Origin of the sequence: Hymenobacter cyanobacteriorum, from assembly GCF_022631375.1 — a bacterium.
Classification (GTDB): Bacteria; Bacteroidota; Bacteroidia; order Cytophagales; family Hymenobacteraceae; genus Hymenobacter; species Hymenobacter cyanobacteriorum.
In genome coordinates this window covers 899,302-918,778 of the sequence record NZ_JALBGC010000002.1, presented here as the reverse complement: position 1 = coordinate 918,778, position 19,477 = coordinate 899,302, and the positions used below count along the sequence as shown (strand labels likewise).

Annotated in this window: 16 protein-coding genes and 1 riboswitch; of the genes, 7 read left to right on the top strand and 9 right to left on the bottom strand. The window is 64.1% G+C overall.

The features are described 5' to 3' along the window. Positions 1 to 2 precede the first annotated feature (2 nt). Complete coding sequence (locus MON38_RS09060) at positions 3 to 560, bottom strand: RNA polymerase sigma factor (protein ID WP_241935832.1); 558 nt, start codon at positions 558 to 560, stop codon at positions 3 to 5. Between the two features lie 131 nt (positions 561 to 691). Between MON38_RS09060 and MON38_RS09055 the strand changes: the two genes are divergently transcribed. Then, the gene (locus MON38_RS09055; protein ID WP_241935831.1) at positions 692 to 1,231 is read left to right on the top strand and encodes a hypothetical protein; all 540 of its coding nucleotides are present in this window, start codon (positions 692 to 694) and stop codon (positions 1,229 to 1,231) included. A gap of 6 nt (positions 1,232 to 1,237) precedes the next feature. Here the strand turns inward: MON38_RS09055 and MON38_RS09050 are convergent, their stop codons facing one another. From MON38_RS09050 to MON38_RS09035, 4 genes are all read right to left on the bottom strand, one after another. Next, positions 1,238 to 2,521, bottom strand: coding sequence for a chloride channel protein (locus tag MON38_RS09050; RefSeq protein WP_241935830.1), 1,284 nt, complete (start codon positions 2,519 to 2,521; stop codon positions 1,238 to 1,240). Between the two features lie 48 nt (positions 2,522 to 2,569). Then, positions 2,570 to 2,643: riboswitch (Fluoride riboswitch) on the bottom strand. A gap of 105 nt (positions 2,644 to 2,748) precedes the next feature. Then, entirely contained in the window at positions 2,749 to 4,494 is a 1,746-nt protein-coding gene (locus tag MON38_RS09045) for a hypothetical protein (RefSeq protein WP_241935829.1), read from the bottom strand. Between the two features lie 36 nt (positions 4,495 to 4,530). After that, the gene (locus tag MON38_RS09040; protein WP_241935828.1) at positions 4,531 to 4,908 is read right to left on the bottom strand and encodes a cupredoxin domain-containing protein; all 378 of its coding nucleotides are present in this window, start codon (positions 4,906 to 4,908) and stop codon (positions 4,531 to 4,533) included. A gap of 78 nt (positions 4,909 to 4,986) precedes the next feature. Next, entirely contained in the window at positions 4,987 to 7,254 is a 2,268-nt protein-coding gene (locus MON38_RS09035) for a heavy metal translocating P-type ATPase (RefSeq protein ID WP_241935827.1), read from the bottom strand. A 207-nt stretch (positions 7,255 to 7,461) separates the two neighbouring features. On the opposite strand from MON38_RS09035, the gene MON38_RS09030 reads away from it, so the two are divergent. Next, positions 7,462 to 8,859: a hypothetical protein gene (locus tag MON38_RS09030; RefSeq protein WP_241935826.1), complete on the top strand. Its 1,398-nt coding sequence runs from the start codon at positions 7,462 to 7,464 to the stop codon at positions 8,857 to 8,859. Between the two features lie 176 nt (positions 8,860 to 9,035). Here the strand turns inward: MON38_RS09030 and MON38_RS09025 are convergent, their stop codons facing one another. Continuing rightward, entirely contained in the window at positions 9,036 to 9,395 is a 360-nt protein-coding gene (locus tag MON38_RS09025) for a CoA-binding protein (RefSeq protein ID WP_241935825.1), read from the bottom strand. 90 nt (positions 9,396 to 9,485) lie between these two features. Further along, positions 9,486 to 11,057, bottom strand: a complete 1,572-nt coding sequence (locus MON38_RS09020) for an NAD(P)/FAD-dependent oxidoreductase (protein ID WP_241935824.1) — start codon at positions 11,055 to 11,057, stop codon at positions 9,486 to 9,488. A gap of 152 nt (positions 11,058 to 11,209) precedes the next feature. Here MON38_RS09020 and MON38_RS09015 point away from each other — a divergent pair, with 152 nt between their 5' ends. Beyond that, positions 11,210 to 12,535, top strand: a complete 1,326-nt coding sequence (locus MON38_RS09015) for an MFS transporter (RefSeq protein WP_241935823.1) — start codon at positions 11,210 to 11,212, stop codon at positions 12,533 to 12,535. On the opposite strand, the gene MON38_RS09010 is transcribed toward MON38_RS09015, so the two are convergent. Both MON38_RS09010 and MON38_RS09005 read right to left on the bottom strand, forming a co-directional pair. Continuing rightward, positions 12,532 to 13,260 carry a DUF2071 domain-containing protein gene (locus tag MON38_RS09010; protein ID WP_241935822.1) on the bottom strand — a complete coding sequence of 243 codons (729 nt, stop codon included), beginning with the start codon at positions 13,258 to 13,260 and terminating at the stop codon, positions 12,532 to 12,534. The genes MON38_RS09015 and MON38_RS09010 overlap by 4 nt on opposite strands. A gap of 80 nt (positions 13,261 to 13,340) precedes the next feature. After that, positions 13,341 to 14,339, bottom strand: coding sequence for a tryptophan 2,3-dioxygenase family protein (locus MON38_RS09005; protein WP_241935821.1), 999 nt, complete (start codon positions 14,337 to 14,339; stop codon positions 13,341 to 13,343). A 210-nt stretch (positions 14,340 to 14,549) separates the two neighbouring features. Here MON38_RS09005 and sdaAB point away from each other — a divergent pair, with 210 nt between their 5' ends. The 4 genes from sdaAB to MON38_RS08985 all read left to right on the top strand — a co-directional run bounded on the left by sdaAB (position 14,550) and on the right by MON38_RS08985 (position 19,475). Further along, on the top strand, positions 14,550 to 15,230 hold the full coding sequence (sdaAB, locus tag MON38_RS09000; RefSeq protein ID WP_241935820.1) for an L-serine ammonia-lyase, iron-sulfur-dependent subunit beta: 681 nt from the start codon (positions 14,550 to 14,552) through the stop codon (positions 15,228 to 15,230). A gap of 83 nt (positions 15,231 to 15,313) precedes the next feature. Next, positions 15,314 to 16,870: a TolC family protein gene (locus MON38_RS08995; protein WP_241935819.1), complete on the top strand. Its 1,557-nt coding sequence runs from the start codon at positions 15,314 to 15,316 to the stop codon at positions 16,868 to 16,870. A gap of 130 nt (positions 16,871 to 17,000) precedes the next feature. After that, complete coding sequence (locus tag MON38_RS08990) at positions 17,001 to 18,401, top strand: efflux RND transporter periplasmic adaptor subunit (RefSeq protein WP_241935818.1); 1,401 nt, start codon at positions 17,001 to 17,003, stop codon at positions 18,399 to 18,401. Positions 18,402 to 18,485: 84 nt separating this feature from the next. Continuing rightward, entirely contained in the window at positions 18,486 to 19,475 is a 990-nt protein-coding gene (locus MON38_RS08985) for an NAD(P)H-dependent glycerol-3-phosphate dehydrogenase (RefSeq protein WP_241935817.1), read from the top strand. Positions 19,476 to 19,477 lie beyond the last annotated feature (2 nt).

The window sequence follows — 19,477 nt, the reverse complement described above, 5'->3', positions numbered from 1 at the left end:
GTCTAGTTGGTGCTAATGTTGGAAAACTGGATGCGCCGCTGCAGCATGGCGCGGGCCTTGCTCAGTTGCGACTTGCTGGTGCCTTCGCTGATGCCCAGCAGCTCGGCAATTTCCTGGTGGCCGTAGCCTTCCAAGGCGTAGAGGTTGAACACGGTGCGATAACCGGCGGGCAGGGTGGCCAGCAGGCCCATCAGGTCTTCGGCCTGCAGCTGCGTATCGGCGGTGGCGGCTGTCACGGCCAGGTTTTCGGGCTGCACGAAATCTTCGAACGAGACGGTCATCAGTTCGCGCTGGCGCAGCTGCATCAGGGCTTCGTTCACCATGATGCGGCGCACCCAGCCCTCGAAGCTGCCTTCGAAACGGTAGGTGGGCAAGGCCCGAAACATCTTGGCAAAGCCCAGCAGCAGGGCTTCTTCGGCGTCTTCGCGGCGCTTGAGGTAGCGGCGGCACACGGTGAGCATGAGCCCGGCCAGCTGGTCGTAGAGCTGGCGCTGGGCCCGGTGCTCGCCGCGCACGCAGGCAGCGATGAGGTCGGCTTCGGATAAAGTAAGCGTAGGCAAAGCGCAGAAAGGATGGTGAGTTGGAGCGGCAGATGCGGAAAGGTCGGCGATGGTTGCCTGGAAAATATTTTTTTGCCGTACAGCTGGCCGTGATGGCGGCGGTAGATTCGCAGGCGCTAATCAATTCCGCTATGCAAAAACTACTACCATTTCTGCTGTTCCTGCTGGCTGGCTTACAAGCGGCGGCGCAGGAAATGTCTGCCAAGCCGGTTGCTTATCGAGAATATAAGGCTGCCCTGGGACTTTTGGGCAATCCCAAAGTGCTGGGCGTGCAGGCCGAAGGGCGTTTCGGGCAGCGTTTTGGCGGGCGGCTGGTAGCCACGCAGGTGTTCGATTCGCACCGGCAGAACGAATTCAGCGCTGGCGGCATTGGCCTGCTCACCTATTACATTCCGCTCAAAAACCCGCGCCTGGAACCGGTGGTTGGCATCGGCGGGGTCTATTCGCTCTACCACTGGGACCTGGGCCCGAATGCGAACAAGGGCACCCTAACGGACTTCAACGTGGGCGGCGGCGCGGGCCTGAACCTGCGCTTCAGCAACGATTTCCGGGCCGGCATCAATGTATTGGTGGCCAATGGATTTGTGGCCGATTACCAGGACGGCGACATGCGCGTCGCGCGCCGGAAGCTGCTCGTGATGCCCGCCCTCACGTTCGATATTCTGCTGTAGGCCCGGCTAGGGCAGCTCACCCAGCCGCTGGCCTTGCTGCCGCCCCAGCCGCAGGTGCTTGGCCTGGCCCACCACCTGCGCGCCATAAATGCCGTGGTGGCCCGAAAACAAGTACGCCACCACGCAGGCCAGCGCCAGGTACACGCCGGCATTGGTGCCGAACAGTTCCAGACCCATCAGCAGGCAGGCCAGCGGCGTGTTGGCCGCGCCCGCAAATACCCCCACAAAGCCCATAGCGGCGAGCAGGGCTACCGGCAGCGGCAGTACCACGGCCAGCGTACTGCCCAGCGCCGCCCCGATGAAAAACAGCGGCGTGACCTCGCCGCCCTTGAAGCCGCAGCCCAGCGTGAGGGCCGTGAGGGCCAGCTTCCAGGCCCAGTCGGTGGCGGCCAGCGGGTGTTGGAATGCTTCAACAATAACCGGCACGCCCAGCCCACCAAAACGCCCCGGCCCGGCCAGCCACAGCAGCCCCGCCACCAGCACGCCGCCCAGCACCGGCCGCAGGGGCGGGTAGCTGATGCAGCCGAAAACCTTGCTGATGCCGTGCGTGAGCGTGGCAAAGGCCCGGGCCGCGAGCCCAAACAGCGCGCCCGCCAGCAGCGTGCTGCCCAGTAGCAGCGGGGTGAGCGGCAGCGCGCCCAGCGTGGGGTAGGGCGTGTGGCCCACGCCCCAGGCCCGCGTCACGAAATCAGCCATGATGGCGGCCAGGAAGCTGGGCAGCACGGCCTCGTAGCGAATGGAGCCCAATAGAAAAACTTCGAGCCCGAACACGGCCCCGGCCAGCGGGGTGCCGAAGACGGAGGCAAACCCCGCGCTCATGCTCGCGATGAGCAGCAGGCGGCGGTCGCGCGGGCGCAGGCGCAGCCAGCGCGGGAGCTGGTCGGCCAGGGCCGCACCCATTTGCACGGCCGTGCCCTCGCGGCCCGCCGAGCCGCCCACCAGGTGCGTGAGCAGCGTGCCGCCCAGCACCAGCGGCACCAGGCGCAGCGGCAGCCGCTGCGTGGGGCGGTGGATTTCGTCGAGAATCAGGTTGTTGCCGCGTACGGCCCGGTCGCCGAAATAATGGTAGGCCAGGCCGATGAGCAGGCCCGCCGCCGGCAGCAGCGCCAGCGCCCAGGGGTGGGCTTCGCGCCAGCGCGTTACCCAATCGAGCGCGACCAGAAAACCGGCGGATGCCGTGCCGGCCAATGCGCCAACGAGGCCACAAATGAGCAGCCAGCGCAGCAGAAACAGCAGCGCCGCGGTGGCGTGCAAAGCCCGAAAGCGGGCGAAGAAAAAGGGTGCAAACATGGGCGCGAACGGCAGGATGAGCTAGGCGGCGCGGCATTGGGGCGGCGCCGTTTGGTAGGAATCATCAGCGCGGAGCACGGGGCTCCGGCGGTTCGCGGTGGAAATCCATCACCGTATTCAGCCAGCAAATATAAAAGCAGTTCGCGGGTGTTGGCTTTCGGACGGGGTGTCAAAAAAAAGCAGCGCCCGGTCGGGGCGCTGCTTCTGAGGGTTGGGGCAGACGCAGGCTACATCTTCATGCCCTTCATCCCCCCGTGCTTCATGCCGCCGTGGCCCATGTGCATGCTCATGCGCGGCGCAATGAAGCGCAGGTACACTTCGAAGGAGAGCGGGTTGCGGCCGTAGGCGGCGAGCAGGGTGGTGTTATCGGTATTATAGGTATTGAGGGTGCCGGTGAGGCCCAGGTCGAGCCAGCCGGCGTTGGTTTTGGCGAGGTATTTCGACGCGCCGAGCGTGAAGGCCGAAACCTGGCGGTTGGCGTGCGCGTCGTGGTCGGTGGCGGCGGGCAGCAGCAGCTCGTCGTAGTTCAGCTGCAGGGTTTCGAGGCGGGTGAACAAGTTGAACGACCGGGCCTGCAGGTTGCTTTCGAGCAAAAAAGAATTGGAATACGTCGTTTCCTCGCCGAGGCCGCTGTGCCGGTTCATGCCCCACACGGCGGTTGTCGACAGGATGCTTTCCCGGCCCACGTTGGCATTGTGCAGCACCGAGGCGCTGGTCCGGTCCACGTTGTCGTTGGGCTCCAGCTCCTCGGGGCTTTTGAGGTGGGCGGCCGAAACCTGCAGCGCCAGATTGTCCGACGGGTTCACCGAGAGGCGGGCGCTGTAGGAATCGAAGCGCGGCCGGTCGAAGCTGTAGCGGTTTTCGTTGGGCTCGCGGCCGGTGAAGAGCGAGCCTTCGAGCTTGGCGTTGCGGTAGCGCACGCCCAGCGTGGCCACGCCGAACTGAATGTGCGTGGCATCCTGCCAGTGGTGGCCCAGCGGGGCCGAGGGCAGGTTGGCCGCCGAGGGCCGGTGCATGAACACGGGCGGCCCGATGGCCGGCTCGCCGGGGTAGCCGAGGTAGGCGGTCAGGTCCACGTTGTCGCTGGCGGCGTGGGTGTAGGCCACGGCCAGCGCGCTCAGCAGGTCGTGCGGGTGCTGGTGGTCGTGCAGCTTTTCGCCTTTCCAGGATTCGCCGGTCTGGAACAGCAGCGGGTAGCCGGCGCCCCCGACGGTCAGCGGGTCGGCCGTCACCATCGCCTGGATGCTGAACAGCCCGCGCTGGCCCACCAGGTGGTTGGCCATGCCCATTACGTAGCTATTGGCGCGGAAATTGGCATCGCCGCGCAGGTTGTCGTGGTTGAAATTCTGGCGGGTGTAGCGCAGAAACACGGAATACATCAGCATCACGTCCCAGCCGTTGGTCTGGTACATCTGCATGTACATGGGCGAGGAATCGGGGTGCCAGCTGGTGCCCGAGCCTTGGCGCGCCATGGGCAGGCTTTTGGAAAACGAGTTGCGCAGGTGCGTCATCATCATGCCGCTGCTGTCGGCGGGGGCCATGCCGGGCATGGCAGTGCCGGCGTTGGTGCCCATGTTCATGCCGGGCATGTCGTGGCCGGGCATGTTGTGGTCCGGCATGGCCGGAGTTGGTTGGGCTGGCGGTGCGGGCGCAGCAGTTGGGGCGGGCCTGTTCATGCCAGGCATATCCATCCCCGGCATGGCAGGAGCGGGGGCGGTACGGGTAGTATCGGCAATAGCGGCGGCCGGTTTCGGGCGCGGCGCTGGTGTTGGCCGGGCCGCGTTGGGCCGGATGGCCGGTGCAACAGGCTTGGGTTTGGGCTTTGGCCTCGGCGCAGGGGCGGCCGGTTTGGGTTTGGCGGGGGCGGGCTTAGCAGGAGGCATCGACATGTCCATGCCCGGCATGTGGGTGTGCTGGGCGAAAGCCGAAGTGCCGAGCAACAGGCCCAGAGAAGTCAGAAGTAGCGGTTTCATAAAGTAGCGGGTGGTAGCGTTGTTCAGGTTAAGCAGTTATTTCACCAGGAGGCTGCCGCGCAGCATGCCCATGCCGCAGGTGAACTCGAAGCGGCCCGGCTGCTGGGGCAGCAGGTCGATGCCGGTGGTTTTGAAAGCGGGCAGCCCGCGCCGGATGTTGAAATCGGGCATGAGCAATTCTTCCGAGCAGCTATTTTCTTCGTCGCGGTAAAAATTCAGCCGCACCGGTTTGCCGCGCTCCACCTCAATCACATCGGGCGAGTAGCCGCCTTTTACGGTAATATCGACTTCCTGCACGCCGCCCGAAGACGACATCGCGCTGGCCACCGGCCGCGAGGAGAAAAAGAAATACCAGACGACGAAGCCGGCCAGGGCCAAGCCGAATAAGGTGACGGTGATGGCGGAAGCATCCATAGAGATGAGGGAAAAAGGCGTTAGCCGGTCCGTCATGTTGAGCGTAGTTGAAGCATGACGGCCTTGTGCGATTACTAGTTAGTGGGCCCGAAAGCCCCGCAGCCGCAGCGAGTTCGTCAGCACCGACACCGAGCTTAGCGCCATAGCGCCGGCCGCCAGCATGGGCGACAGCAGGATGCCAAATACCGGGTAGAGTGCCCCCGCCGCAATGGGAATGCCCAGCGTATTATACACGAACGCGAAAAACAGGTTCTGGCGAATGGTGCGGATGGTCTGGCGGCTCAGCTCGATGGCCGTGACGACGCCCTGCAAATCGGCGCGCATCAGGGTGATGCCGGCGGTTTCCATCGCCACGTCGGTGCCGCCGCCCATGGCCAGGCCCACATCGGCCCGGGCCAGCGCGGGCGCATCGTTGATGCCGTCGCCCACCATCGCCACCACGCGGCCTTCGGCTTGCAGGGCCTGCACGTGGGCCGCTTTGTCGGCGGGCAGCACCTCGGCGAAGTAGCGCGTGATGCCAACCTGCGCGGCCACCTGGGCGGCGGTTTCGGGGTTGTCGCCGGTCATCATCACCACTTCGAGCCCCATGTTTTGCAGGCGCTGAATGGCAGCCCGGGAGGTTTCGCGCACCGTGTCGGCCACGCTGATGAGGCCGGCTGCCTGGCCCGCTACGGCCACGTAGAGCACGGTTTTGGCCTGGGCCAGCAGCCGGGCGGCTTCTGCTTCGAGGCTTTCCGGCAGGCTGATGTGCGCGGCGGCCAGCAAGCCGGCATTGCCAATGAGCACGGCCTGGCCCGCCACGGTGGCCGTTGCGCCCCGGCCTTCCACGGCCTTGAAATCGACGGCCGGCTGCGAAGGCGCGTGTTGCGCTTCGGCGTAGCGCACCACCGCGGCGGCCAGCGGGTGCTCACTCTGCCGCTCTACGGCGGCCGCCAGCGCCAGCAGCGTCTCCGGGCGCTGGCCGGGCGCGGCCCAGAAATCGGTCACGGCCGGCTCGCCCAGGGTGATGGTGCCGGTTTTGTCGAGCAGTACGGTGTTCACCTGGTAGGCTTTTTCGAGGGCCTCGGCGTTGCGGATGAGCACGCCGTGCTCGGCGCCCTTGCCGGTGCTCACCATGATGGCCGTGGGCGTGGCCAGGCCCAGCGCGCAAGGGCAGGCAATGATGAGCACGGCCACGAAATTGACCAGCGCCAGTGGCAGGCGCGTGCCCGCCGGGGCCAAATCGAACCACAGCACAAACGTGAGAATGGCGATAACCACCACCGTGGGCACAAACACGGCACTCACCTTGTCGGCCAGCCGCTGAATGGGCGCACGGCTGCCCTGGGCATCTTCTACCAGCCGCACAATCTGGGCCAGCAAGGTGTCGGCCCCCACTTTGGTGACGCGAAAGCGGAACGACCCGGTTTTGTTGAGCGTGGCCCCGAACACGGCATCGCCGGCTTGCTTTTCCACCGGCAGGCTTTCGCCGGTGAGCATGGCTTCGTCGAGGGCCGAGCGGCCTTCGGTGATGAGGCCGTCGGTGGCGATTTTTTCGCCGGGGCGCACCAGCACGATGTCGCCCAGCCGCACTTGATTGATGTCGACGTCCACTTCCTGGCCGTCGGGGCGCACCACGCGGGCCGTTTTGGCCTGCAGGCCGATGAGGCTGCGCATGGCGGCCGAGGTTTGGGTTTTGGCGCGCAGTTCCAGCACCTTGCCCAGCAAAATCAGGGCAATGATGGTGGCCGTGGTGTCGTAGTACACTTCGGGCCGCAGCCCCCGGCTCAGGAAAAACCCGGGCGCGACGGTGGCGGCCAGGCTATAAATAAAGGCCGCGCCCGTGCCCACGGCTATCAGCGTGTCCATGTTGGCTGCCCGGTGAAGGAAGCCATTCCAGGCCGACACGTAAAACTCGCGCCCGCTGAACAGCAGCACCGGCAGCGTGAGCAGTAGCAGCACCCAATTCAATGCCGACATATTGATTCGCATCATGGCGGCGGGCCACAGCATGAGCATGCTCAGCACCATCACCACCGCGGCCAGCCCGGCCGCCACGCCGAAGCGGCGCTTCAGCTGGCGGTAAGCGGCGGCCTTCTGGGCATCGATTTCGGCCTGGCGGTCGGCCGCGCTGGTGTCGGGGGCGCGTTCCACCACGCCGTAGCCGGCATTTTCCACGGCGGCTTTCAGGGCGGCGGGGGTGGCCTGGTCGGGCCGGTACTGCACGGTGGCTTTTTCGGTGGCGAAGTTGACGAGGGCGCTTTCGACCCCGGGCGTGCGGGCCAGCGACTTCTCCACCGCCGAGGCGCATGCCGCGCAGCTCATGCCTTCAATGTCAAGGGTAGTGGTTTCGGGCGAAGGTGACATATAGTAGGAGCACGGTTTGAAGAGTGCTAAGGGATGGTGCAAAATTCGGGCATTGCCTCCCGGGGCATGGTACGGAATCAGGCCAAAAACATGCAGAATTCGACCCTCATTAAGTCCCGCTAACAGAGTTGCGTCCGTAGTCCGGTGCGGTTGTTCGACCTTTGCCCGGGCTGCCCGACGCGGCGGCCATTTTTTTTGACTGCTCTCATGCCCGCTGCTTCCGTTCCTGTAGTTTCTCGTTCAGTTTCATCGTGGCGGCACGAGGCCGGGCTGGCCGTGGGCATTGCGCTGGCTTACGCGCTGTACCTGTTTTCGACCGAGTACCACAACCTGTATTACGATGCCGAAGAATATTGGCAGCTGGGCCACCGCTTCGTGCAGCACGGCCGTTTCGGGCTGCTGAACTACGACGACGCCATGCGCGGCTACGCCTACCCGCTGGTGAATTTCATCTGCCTGGCCGTGCGCAAGGCCCTGAACTGGCCGGCCGTGACGGTGGTAAAGCTGCTGAATTCGGTGCTGGCCGGCCTGCTGTTCGGAGTAGTGGGCCCGCGCCTGTGGCAGGCCAGCACCGGGGCGTTGCAGCTCCCGGGCCTGCGGCGCCGGCTGGCCTGGGCCGCGCTGGGGTTTATTTTCTGGCGCGACTACTTCAACTTCTCGCTGTCCGATTTTCCGGCCGTGCTGGCCCTGGGTGTGGGCTTGTGGCTGGTGCAGCGGCCGCGCTTCGGCGCGGCGCTGCTGGCGGGTGCGGCCTTAGCGCTGGCCGTCAACATCCGGCCCATTTATCTGGCTTCGGTGCTGCCGGTGCTGGGCCTGCTGTGGGTGGGCCGGCCCCAGCTGCGCCCGACCGGCGCGGCGCGGCTGGGTGCCCTGCTGTTGGGAGCCGCGCTCGTGCTGGCCCCGCAGTTTCTTATCAACCGCCAGCATTTCGGCGCCAGCACCCCGCTGGTACTGTCGCAATCGAAAACGCTGGGCATCCACAACCTCTACCTGCAAAAGCTGAAGTGGGGCCTGCTGCACGAGAAATACGAGTCGTCGGTGGGGCGCGAGCTGCCTACCGGCCAGCTGCTTTTTCTTGATGCCGAAGGGGCTGCCATGCTTCGGGCGGAAGGGATTTCTGAAATTGACTCGCCCGGCCAGTACCTCGGGCTGGCAGTACGGCATCCGCTCACGGTGGCTGCCAGCTACGCCCGGCACCTGTTCGCCGGCCTCGACATCAGCCATCCCACCCTCTACTTGAAACGCTGGGCTCCGTCGCGCGCCCTGCAGCTGCTCAACTACACCACCTGGTTCTGGGCCGTGCTGGTGGCGCTGCGCCGGAAACCCACGGTCCGCGAGTCGCTGGTGCTGGCGGCCCTGCTGCTGCCGTGCCTGGCCGTTATCCCGATGAGCATGGAAGCGCGCTTCCTGCTGCCGCTGCATCTGCTGCTGCTGGCGCTGGTGGCGTTTGGGCAGGGGCCTAATTGGGCCTGGCCCGGTCGCCGGAAGCTGCTGGTGCTGGCGGTTTTCGGGCTGTATCTGGGAGGCTGCATCTGGCTCTCCAACCGCATTAAACAAGATGTTGAGCCCCGGTTTCGGCCATATTTGCTGGCGGGCAAGCAGTAATTTCGGCTTTGTCCGCAGCGATTTGGCGCAAAGAAAACCGCCCGCCGCTTGCGGTATCGCAGGCTTCGGGCGGCTTCTGTTTGGGCGAGCTGTAGTGCGAGCTTTCAGTTCGCGTCCCGCATCAACAACCTGGTGGCAGAGAAATGGCGCAAACTACAAGTGCGGGCTGCGGTCCATTAATACTGCCCAATCGACAGCAGGACCAATGTGCAGGCCTCCTCGGTCTGGATGCCGCGCTGCTGGGCCAGGCGTTCCAGCTCGGGGTTTTCGGTGCCGGGGTTGAAGAGAATGCGCTTGGGCTTGAGGTCGAGGATATAGTCGTACCACTCGGGCTGGTTTTGCGGCCCTACATATAAGGTTACCGTGTCCACGTCGGTGGCCTGAGGCCGGTCGGTACGAATGGCCATGCCGGCCACCTCGCCCTTGCGGATGCCCACCGGGACTACCTCGTGGCCGTGATTTTTGAGCATGTGCGCCGCCCGAAACGAGTAGCGGGCCGGGTTATCAGAAGCGCCGAGAACGAGCGTCTTTTTCATGAGTTCAATAGCTGAGTGAGAAAACTTTTCCGGATGTGTTCGTGATTCGACGGCGGCAGGTTGTGCCAGTGGCTCAAAATCTGGCCGCTGCTACCGGCGCACCAGCGCCGCCACCGCTTCCGCGCAACGCTCTCCATCCATGGCCGCCGACACGATGCCGCCCGCGTAGCCCGCGCCCTCGCCGCACGGAAACAGCCCCGCCACCACCGGATGCTGCAACGTGTCCTTATCGCGCGGAATGCGGATGGGCGCCGAGGTGCGGCTTTCCACGCCCACAATCTGGGCCGCATTGGTCGCGTACCCCGGAATCTTCCGGCCAAAATCGCGGAAGCCCTGGCGCAGCCGCTCGGCCAGCACGGGCCCGAGCACCTCGTCCATCCGCACCGAAACCAGGCCGGGCTGATAGGAAGTTTCGAGGAGCTCGGTGGAGCGTTTGTTCTTCAGAAAATCGCCGAGTAGTTGGGCCGGGGCGCGTTGCGTGCCGCCCGCTGCCTGGCAGGCCAGCTGCTCAATCTGCTGCTGAAAGTGCAGGCCAGCCAGCGGCCCGTATTGCTTCACGTCCATGTCGGCCAGCTCCACGGCCGCCACAATGCCGGAGTTGGCAAAGCGCGAGTCGCGGCGGCTGGGGCTCATCCCGTTCACCACCACCTCGCCCGGGGCCGTGGCCGCCGGCACAATGAAGCCGCCCGGGCACATGCAAAACGAAAACACGCCGCGCTGCTCGCCGCGCACTTCCGTTTGGTGCACCAGCGAGTAGGAGGCCGCCGGCAGCAGCCCACGCTCGGCGCGCCGGTACTGGGCCTGGTCGATGAGGGCCTGTGGATGCTCGACGCGCACGCCCAGCGCAAAGGGCTTGGCTTCGATGAGCACGCCACGCCGATGCAGCAGCTCATAAATATCGCGGGCCGAATGGCCGGTGGCCAGAATAGTCGCGTCGGCCTCGATGGTTTCGCCAGCCGCCGTAAGCACGCCGCGCAGCTGGTTGCCCTCGAGGAGCAAGTCACTCACGCGGGTTTCAAACCGGACCTCACCACCGGCATCGGTGATGGCTTCGCGCAAGGCCTGCACCACGGCCGGCAATTTGTTGGTGCCGATGTGGGGGTGGGCATCCACCAGAATATCGGGCGTAGCGCCGTGCTGCACCAGCCGCCGCAATACGCGGCCCACGTCGCCGCGCTTGGTGGCGCGGGTATAAAGCTTGCCGTCGGAGTAAGTGCCCGCGCCGCCTTCGCCGAAGCAGTAGTTGGAATCAGTATCGACGTGCTGCTCTTTGTTGATGGCCGCGAGGTCGCGGCGACGGGCGCGCACATCGCGGCCGCGCTCCAGCACAATGGGTTTCAGCCCCAGCTCCAGGCAGCGAAGGGCCGCAAACAAGCCCGCTGGACCTGCCCCGACGATGACAACACGAGGGGAATTGGTTTTAACATTTGGATAAATAAACCACGGTCCGAACAGGTCGGCCGGTGGGCTGCTTTGGTAGATATCGGCGCGCAGGCGAACCAGCGGCTGCCGGCCGCGCGCATCGATAGAGCGGCGCCGCAAATGCACAAAGTCAGCTTCGCCGGGGTTTAGGTGGGCTTCTTTTAGTATCGCTTCGTAGCGAGCCAGCTCATCGAAAGCAACTTCCGGGGCGAGGAGTATTTCCAATTCTTGTTTTAACATTTGTGTAATAGAAAGGTGGCTATCCTTCAACGCTTAAGCCGGAGCCTGAGCAGGCACAAAGGTAGTCTGTGGCGGGATGAGCATTTCCGTTACACCGCAGGCGTTACCCGAATTTGCAGCAGCCACCGACAAAACCGTGCTTAGTTTGGGGCATGAATTCACCTGCTTCTCCGCCCATCATTTCCCGGCTGCGCTCCATCGTCAGCGGGTCCATCGGCAACCTCGTCGAATGGTATGACTGGTATGCCTACTCCGCTTTCGCGCTCTATTTCGCTCCGGTGTTCTTCCCCAAGGGCAGCCCGACGGCGCAACTGCTAAACACGGCCGCCATTTTCGCCGTGGGCTTTCTGATGCGACCACTCGGGGCCTGGCTGCTCGGCGCTTATGCCGACCGCCACGGCCGCCGGGCGGCCCTGCTGCTGTCGGTGCAGCTCATGGCCGGCGGCTCGTTGCTGATTGCCGCCGCGCCCGGCTACGCCACCATTGGCGTGATGGCCCCGGCGCTGCTGCTGCTGGCCCGGCTGGTGCAGGGCATCAGCGTGGGCGGCGAGTACGGCACTTCGGCTACTTACCTCAGCGAGATGGCCGGGGCCAGGCACCGGGGTTTCTGGTCGAGCTTTCAGTACCTGACGTTGATGGGCGGGCAGCTGCTGGCGTTGCTGGTGCAGCTGGGGCTGCAGCAAGTCCTCACGGCCGGGCAACTGGCCGACTGGGGCTGGCGCGTGCCCTTCGTGATTGGGGCGCTGGCCGCCATGGGCGCGCTCTACCTGCGCACCCACATGGGCGAAACTGCTGCCTTCGAGCAGAAGCAGCAGGCTGTTACACTGGGTGAGGCGGAAGGCGAAGGCCACGCACCTACGCCCGGCCAGTTGCGGCAGTTATTAAAGCATCCGCGGGCGGTGCTCACGGTGGTGGGCCTCACGCTGGGCGGCACGCTGGCCTTCTACACCTTCACTACCTACGCCCAGAAATTCCTGGTGAACACGGCCGGGTTCAGCAAGGAATCGGCCACGCTTATTTCGTTTGGCGTGATGGCCGTTGCGCTGCTATTTCAGCCGTTGCTGGGCGTGATTTCCGATAAAGTGGGCCGCCGGCCGGTGCTGCTCATGTTCGGCATTGGAGCTACGCTGGGCACGGTGCCGCTGCTGCGCCTGCTGGCCCAGACGCACGATGCCTGGACCGCCGCCGGCTTGCTGATTGCCGCGCTGTTCGTGGTGAGCGGTTACACGTCCATCAGCGCGGTGGTGAAGGCGGAGCTGTTCCCGACGGAAATCAGGGCGCTGGGCGTGGGGCTGCCGTTTGCCCTCACGGTGGCCATTTTCGGCGGCACGGCCGAGTACGTGGCGCTCTTCGCTAAAGACCACGGGGTGGAGGAGTGGTTTTACTGGTACGTCACGGGCTGCGCGTTTTTGTCGCTGCTGGTGTACTGGCGCATGGGAGAAACCCGCGGCGAGCACGGCCGCATGGCGGAAGACTAAGCGCCCGCTTTGCCGATGATGGTAGGCAGCCGCTGCCAACTGTGCGCTACGTTGCGCATGAGCAGCGCATTATCGAACAGTACAGAGCCGGCCGGAAATAGCCGCTCATTAGAGAAATAGCTCGAGGAAACCTGCGTTACTGCCAGCGGCGACACTTGCCACTGCGGTGTTGTGAGCTGCACGCCGTTGTAGCCCTGGCCTGCTGCTTGTGGGGAATAGCCGACGGCGCCCTGGCGGAAAAACGCGGAAGCCTGCTCCACGTTGGCAAATACACTTGTGACCGGCCAATCGGCTGTTTCGCGTGCCGCCACGGTCAAATTGGTGCCGTCCGGACTGTGCAGGGTAATGGCGTAGCTGCCATCCGTTTCGTTTGTCTGAAAGTGACTGTGGTGGTGTATGCCCAGATACAGGTTGCCCACCAGCTGATTGATTCTGGATGACGTGTCCCGGCGAGGAATGAATACCCCACTTTGCGGTTGGCCGGCCACGTCCCATTCCACGGCGAAACGGTGCGCTCCGTTTTCAGACGTCAGGCCCAGAAAAGCCGGCAAACCATTTAGCCGCTCGTTTCGGAGCCGAATCAGGCAAATGCCGACCATGGCATAGCCTTGCACCAGCTGCGGCCGAAACGGCGCAGGCAGCAGCCGCGCCACGACTGCTGGGTCGGCGCGAAAATTCAGCAAAATGCGGCGGTCAATCAAGCCGGTTAACGGAAGGGTTTGCATGGCAGTAAATCGAAGGGGCTGGTGAAGTAATCAGACGCCTGAGACGTTTGATTACTTCACCAGCCCCTTCGATTTACTGCTTACGCCGGTACGCCTTCGCTTTCGCCCAGCACGCTTTCTACCCAGCCCTTGCCCCAGTCTTCGAGCTCCTGCGCGCTCCAGAGCTGCGGGTAGAAGATGCGGCGCTGAAACTTGGGCGGCAGGTAGCTGCGCCAGTTGGTGCCGCCGGTAGCGGCCACGTCGGTGGGGTTGCGCTGCAGGTAGCGCACCGCCGATTTGAAGTGCATCAGCGGCCAGTTCACGTTCACGCTCACGTCGAGCTGGCGCAGGGCGCGCAGCAGGCGCGGGTGCTGCTGCTCGTCGGGCGAGAGGCGCTGCACCACGGCCCACACGTTGCGGTGCTGGAAGGCGGCGGCGTGGCGCACGAGGTCGGCGGTGTACTTGCGCTCGAATTCAATCAGGGTAAGGGCTTTGGCCCCGCTCGCTTCGATGGTGGCGCCGGCTTTCCAGTAGATGCAGCCCAGCAGTTCGTCGTAGTCGTGGGCCGAGGCCTCGCCCAGGGCCTGACGCTTGGCCTTGTCGGTAAGGTTTTCGAGGGCCGTGCTGGCAATTTCAATCATGCGGTACTGCACGCTCTGGAAGCCCGAGGCGGGCATCAGGGCCATGCGGAAATCGAGGAACTGCTCCTTATCCATGCCGTCGACCATCACGTCGAACGAGTCAATCAGGTTCTCGAAATAGCGGTTGATGCGGCCCAAGCGCAACACCACTTCGCCCAGCGAGGGCTCCAGCAGGTCGCCTATCTGCTCGTACTCGCAGAGGCAGAGCTTGAAATACAGCTCTGAAATCTGGTGATACATAATGAAAATGCGCTCGTCGGGAATGTTGGTGAGCGGGCGCTGAATGGACAGCAGCGTATCGAGCTCGATGTAGTCCCAATAGTTGATGTATTTGGCGTGGTAGAGGCCTTCGAGGTAGGCGGCCAGGTCCTGGCCATCGGGGGCGTAGCGGGCCTGCAGGCGGCGCAGCTGTTCGTAAACGGCCGGCGAAAATTCGTCCGGGGTGGGAGCGGAGGACATGTGATAGGTGAAGAGGGAGTGGTGGGAATGCCGGGTGGAGCAGCGGCAAATATCGTGAAATTGCGTTACCGCATGGGGCAACCTTCCGGTGGCAGGCTGCATCCTTGGGCCAGTAGCCTAAAAAAACGGGTTGCCGCACCCCGGTTCCGGCGGCGGGGCGCGTGGCAAGCCCTACTTTTAGGCCCGCAAAGTCTTTCCCCGCGCCCACATATGGCCGAAAAATCCAGTATTTTTGATATGATTGGTCCCGTGATGATTGGGCCCAGCTCGTCGCACACGGCGGGCGTGGTGCGCATTGCGCGCGCCGCCATCCGTATTCTGGGGGCCCTGCCCACCGAGGCCGTCATTACGTTCTACAACTCGTTTGCCCGTACCTACGAGGGCCACGGCTCCGACCGCGCCATCGTGGCCGGGCTGCTGGGCTACGCGCCCGACGACACCCGCATCCGCACCGCCTTCGAGCACGCCGAGGCCGCCGGGCTGCACTACACGTTCCAGAGCGTGGGCAACGCCTCGACCATGCACCCGAACACCATCAAGCTGAACCTGCTGGATGGGGCCACCGGCCGGCGGGTGGAGGTGATTGGCCAGAGCCGGGGCGGCGGGGTGATTCGCATTGTGGAAGTAGACGGGTTTCCGGCCGACTTTTCGGGCAGCCTGCACACGCTCATCATCGATGCCGACGACGTGCCGGGCTCCATCGCCTTTATTGCGTCCGTCATCGCCCACGACCAGTGCAACATCGCCACCATGTTTGTGAGTCGCAAGGGCCGCAACGATGCCGCCCGGCAGTTTATCGAGATGGACAGCCCCATCAAGGAAATCACGCTGGCCTACCTACGGCAGCTGAGCTGGGTGCACCACATCACCAACATTGCCACGCTCGACTAAGCCCGTGTAATAAACCGGCCGCCGGAAACGATAGATAGTCGGCGCCCTGTTCAGGCGCCCCGGTGGGCCCACCTTTTTTCTGTATGAAAGCAACGATTCCCCTGTTTTTACCGCGCCGCCTACGGGCCGTGGCCGGTGGCCTGGCCCTGAGCGGGCTGGCGGCCGGCCCCGCCGCCGCCCAAACCCCGGCCGCCGCGCCGGCCCCCACGGTGCTGGGCACGCCCGCCGCGGCGGCCCCCACCGGCCCCTGGACGCTGCAGGCGGCCGTGGACTACGCCCTGGCCCATAACCTGACCGTGCGCGCCAGCGACCTCAACGCCCAGCAGCAGCTGGCCAGCGTGCGCCTCAACCGCGCCGCGCTGCTGCCCAGCCTGGGCTTCAACGGCACGCAGGGCTTCAACTTTGGCACCAACCGCGACCCGTTCACCAACCAGTTCCAGCAGCTGAACGTGCGCACCAACAACTTTACGTTGTCTGGCCAGGCCACTATTTTTTCGGGTTTCCAGCTGCGCAACACCATCAAGCAGGGCGTGCTGGAGGCCGAGGCAACCCGGTTCGACGTGGAGAAGGCCCGCAACGACTTATCGTTGAACGTGGCCTCGTCGTTTCTGCAGCTGCTGCTGGCGCAGGAGCTTATCCGCGCCTCTGAAGCGCGCCTGAGCACCACGCAGGCCCAGGTGTCGCGCAGCGAAAAGCTGCTGAAAGCCGGGGCCGTGGCCGAGGGCAACGTGCTCGACAGCCGCGCCCAGCTGGCCGGCGAGGAGCGCACCCTGGTAACGGCCCAGAACCAGCTTTCGCTGGCCCAGCTTTCGCTGGTGCAGCTGCTGAACCTGGACCCCGCCACGGCCAGCCGCTTCACGGTGGTGGCGCCCACGCTGCCCGACCCTTCGACGCTGGCGCCGGCCTCGGATGCACTCGACCCCAACGCGACCTTCGAAATTGCCCGCCAGCGCCAGCCCGAAATCAAGGCGGCCGACCTGCGCGTGGCCAGCGCCCAACGCGGCCTCGACATTGCGCGCGGCGGCTACTACCCGCGCCTGACGGTAGCCGGCGGCGTACAGACCGGCTTTTCGTCGGTGCGCACCCAGGCGGTGCGGACGGTGGGCGACCCCATTGCCGTGCCCGTGCTGCAGGTGAACCCGGCCGTGCCGGGCGGCTACTCGGCCTCGCCCTACGTGCTTTTGTCGCCCCAAGCCAACGTCACGACGCTGCCCTACAATTTCTTCGACCAGCTGGCCGACAACCGCGGTGAGTTCGTGCAGTTCAGCCTGAACGTGCCCATCCTAAATGGCCTGCAAACGCGGGTGGGCGTGCAGCGCGCGCAAATCAGCGTGCAGCAGGCGGCATTGCGTTCCGAGCAGGTGCAACTGCAGCTGCGCCAGACTATTCAGCAGAGCTACGCCGATGCCCTGGCCGCCCAGCGCCGCTACGCCGCCAGCTCTCGCCAGGTCGAGGCCCTCTCGCTGGCTTTCCGCAACGCCGAAATCCGCTTCAACAACGGGCTGCTGAACGGCACCGATTTCAACATTGCCCGCAACAACCTCACGGCCGCCGAGTCGGACATGATTCAGGCCAAGTACGAGTTTTTCTTCCGCTACAAGGTGCTCGACTTTTACCAGGGCAAGCCGCTGGCGCTGTAAGCTGCTAGCCGCAAGCTACAGGCTGCAAGCTCTTTTGTGGCTTGCTGCCAGCGGTTTACAACTTGTCGCTTTTTTCAATCAATACTTGCAGCTTGTGGCTTGAAGCTTACGGCTTGCAGCTCTTTCACTTATGAAAAACAACCGTTTACTGTTCATTCTGATTGGCCTGGTGCTGGTGCTGATAATTGGCTACACCGTGGCCAAAAAACAGGGCTGGGTGGGCAAGCCCACCGGCGTGGAAGTGCTGGTTTCGAAATCGGGCCCGACCACCATTGTGGAGAAAGTGAGTGCCTCGGGCAAGGTGCAGCCCGAAACCGAAGTGAAAATATCGCCTGATGTGTCGGGCGAAATCATCGAATTGTACGTGCAGGAAGGCGATTCCGTGCGCAAAGGCCAGCTGCTGCTGCGCATCCGGCCCGACAACTACCAGGCTCTCGTGAACGTGCAGAGCGCCCAGGTGGGCACCCAGCGCGCCAACGTAGGCCAGGCCCAGGCCCGCCTGCAGCAGCTCATCGCCTCAGCCAAGCAAACTGAACTGACCTACCGCCGCAATGCCTCGCTGTATAAGCAGAAGGTGATTTCGCAGGCCGATTACGAAGCCAGCCAGGCCGCCTACAATGCCTCGCAGGAGGAAATCAACAGCGCCCGCCAGCAGATTCGCGCTTCGCAAAGCACTGTGAGCGCCGCCTCGGCCTCGCTGGAAGAAGCCCGCAAAAACCTCAACAAAACCACGATTTACGCGCCCGTGAGCGGCACCGTGAGCAAGCTGAACGTGAAAAAAGGCGAGCGCGTGGTGGGCACCACGCAGATGGCCGGCACCGAAATCATGCGCATTGCCAACCTCAACAACATGGAGGTGCGCGTGAACGTGAACGAAAACGACGTGAACAACGTGAGCCTCGGCGACTCGGTGGAAGTGGAGGTAGATGCCTACACCAGCCGCAACGAGAAGTTCAAGGGCCTCGTGACGAACATTGCCAACACGGCCAAGGATGCCCTGACGGCCGAAGCCGTGACGGAATTCGAGGTGCGCATCCGCCTGCTGCCCGAGAGCTACCAGCACCTGCTGCGCAATGTGCGTGGCAAAACGGTGGTGCCTTTCCGCCCGGGCATGACGGCTTCGGTCGACATCATCACCGAGCGCAAGCCCGGCGTGCTGAGCGTGCCGCTGGCCGCCGTAACCACGCGTTCGGACTCGGCCGCCGCGAAGACTGAAAACGGCCCCAACGGCCCCGAGCGCCAGCGCGGCGCGGCCGTGGACGTGAACGCCGAAAAAGCGCAGAAAATCGAAATTCAGGAAGTGGTGTTCGTGGTGAAAGATGGCAAAGCGGTGATGACGCCGGTGAAAACCGGCATCAGTGACTTCCAGAACATTGAGATTGTGAGCGGCGTGCCGGCCGGGGCCACCGTGGTGAGCGGCCCGTTCCGGGCCGTGTCCAAGACCCTGAAGGATGGCTCGCTGGTGGAAATTAAGGACCTGAAAACGCTGAATAAGGAAGCGTTGAAAGACGACCCAACGGCGGCGAAATAACCCGCCTCGCAAACTCCCCGCCGGCCTCCGACGGGGAGTTTGTCGTTATTTGCAGTCCTGCTTCCCATCCCAACTCTCTTCCACTTGGAAAAAATTGCCATGCTCGGCGGCGGCTCCTGGGCCACTGCTCTCGTTAAAATATTGAGCGAAAACGGCGCGCGCGTCGATTGGTGGCTGCGCTCGAAAGACGACGTGCAGCACCTGCTGCGCACCCGTCACAACCCGCGCTACCTTTCGGCCGTGCAGTTCGACCTGAACCGCGTGCACCCCACCACCGACCTCGACGATGCCGTGGAGGAAGCCGACTGGCTGGTGCTGGCCGTGCCCGCCGCCTTCGTGCAGCCCGTGCTCGACAAGCTCGACCGCGACGCCCTCAAACACAAGCGCATTGTGTCGGCCATCAAGGGCATGATTCCGGGCAAAAACCAGCTTGTGACCGACTACGTGGCCGAGCGGTTCCGGCTGCCGCACACCCGCCTGGGCGTGATTGCCGGCCCCTGCCACGCCGAGGAAGTGGCCCTCGAAAAGCAGAGCTACCTCACCATCGGCTCGCCCGACGCGGCCCTGGCCGAAGACTTTTCGGAGCTGTTGCGCAACCGCTACGTGCGCGCCCACGCCGCCCAGGACCTCGACGGCATCGAATACTGCGCCGTGATGAAGAACATCATTGCCCTCACCGGCGGCATAGCCCACGGCGTGGGCTATGGCGACAACTTCCTGGCCGTGCTGGTGAGCAATGCGGTGCAGGAAATCCGCCGGTTTTTGCAGGCCATCAACCCGCAGCCGCGCGACCTGTCGGCCTCGGCCTACCTCGGCGACTTGCTGGTGACGGCCTACTCGCAGTTCTCGCGCAACCGCACGTTTGGCAGTATGGTGGGGCGCGGCTATTCGGTGAAATCGGCCCAGCTGGAAATGAACATGGTGGCCGAGGGCTATTATGCCGTGAAGTCCATCCACGAGCTGAATAAGAAGCTTAAGGTGAACATGCCGATTACCGAGGCGGCGTATAATATCCTGTACGAGCGGATTTCGCCGGCCGTGGAAATGGAGCTGCTGAAGGAGAAACTGCGGTGAGA

What these genes read in the sequence shown, in the direction of transcription:
- MON38_RS09055 (WP_241935831.1), top strand. Translation starts at nt 692, where the DNA reads ATGCAAAAACTACTACCATTTCTGCTGTTCCTGCTGGCTGGCTTACAA.
- MON38_RS09050 (WP_241935830.1), bottom strand. Translation starts at nt 2,521, where the DNA reads ATGTTTGCACCCTTTTTCTTCGCCCGCTTTCGGGCTTTGCACGCCACC.
- MON38_RS09045 (WP_241935829.1), bottom strand. Translation starts at nt 4,494, where the DNA reads ATGAAACCGCTACTTCTGACTTCTCTGGGCCTGTTGCTCGGCACTTCG.
- MON38_RS09040 (WP_241935828.1), bottom strand. Translation starts at nt 4,908, where the DNA reads ATGGATGCTTCCGCCATCACCGTCACCTTATTCGGCTTGGCCCTGGCC.
- MON38_RS09035 (WP_241935827.1), bottom strand. Translation starts at nt 7,254, where the DNA reads ATGTCACCTTCGCCCGAAACCACTACCCTTGACATTGAAGGCATGAGC.
- MON38_RS09030 (WP_241935826.1), top strand. Translation starts at nt 7,462, where the DNA reads ATGCCCGCTGCTTCCGTTCCTGTAGTTTCTCGTTCAGTTTCATCGTGG.
- MON38_RS09025 (WP_241935825.1), bottom strand. Translation starts at nt 9,395, where the DNA reads ATGAAAAAGACGCTCGTTCTCGGCGCTTCTGATAACCCGGCCCGCTAC.
- MON38_RS09020 (WP_241935824.1), bottom strand. Translation starts at nt 11,057, where the DNA reads ATGTTAAAACAAGAATTGGAAATACTCCTCGCCCCGGAAGTTGCTTTC.
- MON38_RS09015 (WP_241935823.1), top strand. Translation starts at nt 11,210, where the DNA reads ATGAATTCACCTGCTTCTCCGCCCATCATTTCCCGGCTGCGCTCCATC.
- MON38_RS09010 (WP_241935822.1), bottom strand. Translation starts at nt 13,260, where the DNA reads ATGCAAACCCTTCCGTTAACCGGCTTGATTGACCGCCGCATTTTGCTG.
- MON38_RS09005 (WP_241935821.1), bottom strand. Translation starts at nt 14,339, where the DNA reads ATGTCCTCCGCTCCCACCCCGGACGAATTTTCGCCGGCCGTTTACGAA.
- sdaAB (WP_241935820.1), top strand. Translation starts at nt 14,550, where the DNA reads ATGGCCGAAAAATCCAGTATTTTTGATATGATTGGTCCCGTGATGATT.
- MON38_RS08995 (WP_241935819.1), top strand. Translation starts at nt 15,314, where the DNA reads ATGAAAGCAACGATTCCCCTGTTTTTACCGCGCCGCCTACGGGCCGTG.
- MON38_RS08990 (WP_241935818.1), top strand. Translation starts at nt 17,001, where the DNA reads ATGAAAAACAACCGTTTACTGTTCATTCTGATTGGCCTGGTGCTGGTG.